The organism is Kitasatospora putterlickiae, from assembly GCF_039527695.1.
Taxonomy (GTDB): Bacteria; Actinomycetota; Actinomycetes; order Streptomycetales; family Streptomycetaceae; genus Kitasatospora; species Kitasatospora putterlickiae.
This window is the reverse complement of the sequence record NZ_BAAAKJ010000343.1, coordinates 2,415-5,358: the sequence shown is the minus strand read 5'-3', so window position 1 is coordinate 5,358 and position 2,944 is coordinate 2,415. Positions and strand designations below refer to the sequence as shown.

Here is a 2,944-nt window from a genome sequence, read left to right as displayed (position 1 = left end):
CGCCGGCCCGGCCTCCCCCTGGAACGACCGCGCGCGCCGGCTGCGCGCCGCCCCGCGCCCGGGGGTCAACGCCTGGCGCACCTCCGGCTGGGCCGGCTAGGGCGCGTATTCGGTCGTGATCAATTTGTGCGATTCGCCCTCGCGGCGGGTCCTGATCCGGTAGACCGTGGTGCGTGACGCGAGTGCAACTGACGGATGCGGAGTGGGTGTTGATCGAGCCGTACTTGCCGATCGGCGAGTACGGCCCGTACCCGGAGCGGCTGCGGCAGCAGTTCGAGGGCGTGGTCTGGCGATTCCGGACGGGCGGGCAGTGGCGGGAGATGCCGCGGGAGTTCGGTGCGTGGTCGACCGTCTCCAACCGGTTCCGGCAGTGGAGGGATGCCGGCGTCTTCGAAGCCCTGATGGAGGGCCTGATCGCGGAAGCCGCGAAGCGCGGCGAGGTGGACCTGTCGCTGGTCAGCGTGGACTCCACGACCGTGCGGGCTCACCACGACGCCGCCGGGATGCACCTCGACTCCGGCACCGTGGCGGCCCTGGAGAAGGCGGCCGAGGAGGCGGAGAAGGCCCGGCAAAAGGGGGAGGCCCGGAGGAACAAGACGGGCGGGACGCCTCAGGTGACCCGAAACGGGAAGAACGGCGACGCATCCGGCGCCGGCGCAGGCTCCGGCTGAAGGAAGCCCTGCTCGGACGCTCCCGGGGCGGGCAGACCAGCAAGATCCACGTTGCCGGTGAGCGGAAGTGCCGCCCACTGGTGTTCATCCTGACCGAGGGCCAGGCCGCGGACAGCCCGCAGTTCATCCCCGTGCTGGAGAAGGTTCGGGTCCGCGGGCCGGCCGGCCGTCCCCGCACCCGACCGGACGCGGTCGCCGGGGACAAGGCCTACTCGTCCCGCGGCAACCGCGCCCACCTGCGTCGACGCAGGATCAAGGCCGTCATCCCGGAGAAGAAGGACCAGGCCGCCAACCGGAAGAAGAAGGGCCGCCAGGGCGGCCGGCCCGTCAGTCACGACGCCGAGCTCTACAAGGAGCGCAATACCGTCGAGCGCCTGATCAACAGGCTGAAGGCCTGGCGAGGTATCGCCACCCGGTATGACAAGACCCCGGAAAGCTACCTCGCCGGCCTCCATCTCCGCGGCGCAATGATCTGGATCAAGGACCTCACCCGAACCCAATGATCACGACCAAATACGCGCCCTAGCGGCGAGCGACGCCCGGGGCGGCCGGGGCGGTCCGGCAAGCCCGGATTGTCCCGAAAGCTGAGTACGGATACTCAGGCGCCCCGGGCCCCCGCCGGAGCACCCTGGAAGGATGCTCTGGTCAGACCCCCGCGACGAGCCCTCCCCGGAAGCCCGCCGGATGCAGAAGAGGCTGCACCGGGCCGGCCATGTGCTCGCCGTCCTCGCCCTGCTGATCGCCGTTCTCCTGATGCTCTGATGATCACGGGGCGGAGAGAGCCGCCCCGGGCCTCCCTCTACCCTGGTGGGCATGACCGACCGCCGCACCCTCGTCCTCGCCTCCGCCTCCCCCGCCCGCCTCGGGCTGCTGCGCCAGGCGGGCCTCGACCCGCGCGTGGTGGTCAGCGGCGTCGACGAGGACGCGCTCACCGCCGCCACCCCCGGCGAGCTCGCGCTCGCCCTCGCCGAGGCCAAGGCCGGGGCCGTCGCCGCCGGCCTCACCGACGGCGAGCTGGTCGTCGGCTGCGACTCCGTGCTGGAACTGGACGGCCTGGCCCTCGGCAAGCCCGCCGACGAGGCCGAGGCGCTGGCCCGCTGGGCGTCCATGCGCGGCCGGGCGGGCGTGCTGCGCACCGGCCACTGCGTGATCGACACCGCCAACGGGCGGCGGGCCTCCGCCACCGCCTCCACCACCGTGCGCTTCGGCACCCCGGACGACGCCGAGGTCGCCGCCTACGTCGCCACCGGCGAGCCGCTGCACGTGGCGGGTGCCTTCACCCTGGACGGCCGCTCGGCGCCGTTCATCGAGGGCGTCGACGGCGACCCGGGCAACGTCATCGGCCTCTCCCTGCCGCTGCTGCGCACCCTGCTCGCCGAGGTGGACGTCCGGATCACCGACCTCTGGGCCTGACCGTCGGCCGCGACCGTCGCCGGTGCGCCGAACCCCGGCGCGATTTTCGCCAACCGCCCTGTTGATAACCTCACTTGGTGCACGCTAGTGGGGCCTCCGGAGCGCATCCGGGCTCCGGGGCGACGGGGGAGGTGGCGAGCGGATGACCGACGGTCTGCTCAACGTACTGCTGGGCCTGCTGGCCAGCGCGATCAGTGCCGCACTCGGCTGGCTCGGCCAGAGCCTGCGCCGAAGACGCCGGCTGGAACGGGCCAGGTCCTTCCTCGGCCTGCCCGCCGGCAGCGAGTGCCTGATCGTGGTGAACCGCAGCATCGGCACCGGCGCCCACCCCCGGACGGTCACCCGGCGCGACGCCTACGCGCTGATGGAGCTGGCCGCCCTGGTGAAGGAGTGCGGCGCGCACGCCGACCTGGTCGCGCACGACGCCGCGCCGCGCGGCCTCGGCGCCAGGACCGAGCTCTGCTTCGGCGGCCCGGTCTCCAACGAACGGATGGCCGCCCACCTGGCCTGGGGCCTGCCCGGGGTGACGATCTCCAGCGACCCCGCCGCCCCGGACAACACCATCACCGTCGGCGGCCGGTCCTACCGCGCCGATCCGGAGGCCGGCGAGCACGTGCTGCTGGCCCGGCTGGCCACCCCCGAGGGCGGCCGCCCCGTGTTCCTGATCTCCGGACAGACCGGCACCGCCAACCACGCCGGGGTCCGCCACCTGGTGACCCACCACCGCCGGCTGGCCCGCCGCCACGGCACGGACGGCACCTTCGCGCTGCTGCTCAAGGTGGTCAACCCGGCCGCGTACGGCCCCGACGTCGTCGAGCTGATCGCCGACGTCACCGCCGAGGCGCTGGAACCCGCGACGG

General features: G+C 73.2%; 3 protein-coding genes and 1 pseudogene. All 4 read left to right on the top strand.

The window, feature by feature from the left end; all coding sequences use genetic code 11:
* The first annotated feature begins 173 nt into the window (after window positions 1-173).
* Window positions 174-1,174 (top strand): annotated as a pseudogene (locus ABD308_RS31885) (IS5 family transposase).
* Window positions 1,175-1,307: 133 nt separating this feature from the next.
* Window positions 1,308-1,433, top strand: coding sequence for a morphogenic membrane protein MmpB (gene mmpB, locus ABD308_RS31880; protein WP_344342824.1), 126 nt, complete (start codon window positions 1,308-1,310; stop codon window positions 1,431-1,433).
* Between the two features lie 51 nt (window positions 1,434-1,484).
* Window positions 1,485-2,084, top strand: a complete 600-nt coding sequence (locus tag ABD308_RS31875; protein ID WP_344342821.1) for a nucleoside triphosphate pyrophosphatase — start codon at window positions 1,485-1,487, stop codon at window positions 2,082-2,084.
* Window positions 2,085-2,226: 142 nt separating this feature from the next.
* On the top strand, window positions 2,227-2,944 hold a 718-nt coding region (locus tag ABD308_RS31870), incomplete at its 3' end, for a hypothetical protein (protein ID WP_344342818.1).

Excerpts from the sequence above, each read along its gene's own strand:
- mmpB (WP_344342824.1), top strand. The coding sequence starts at position 1,308 with ATGCTCTGGTCAGACCCCCGCGACGAGCCCTCCCCGGAAGCCCGCCGG.
- ABD308_RS31875 (WP_344342821.1), top strand. The coding sequence starts at position 1,485 with ATGACCGACCGCCGCACCCTCGTCCTCGCCTCCGCCTCCCCCGCCCGC.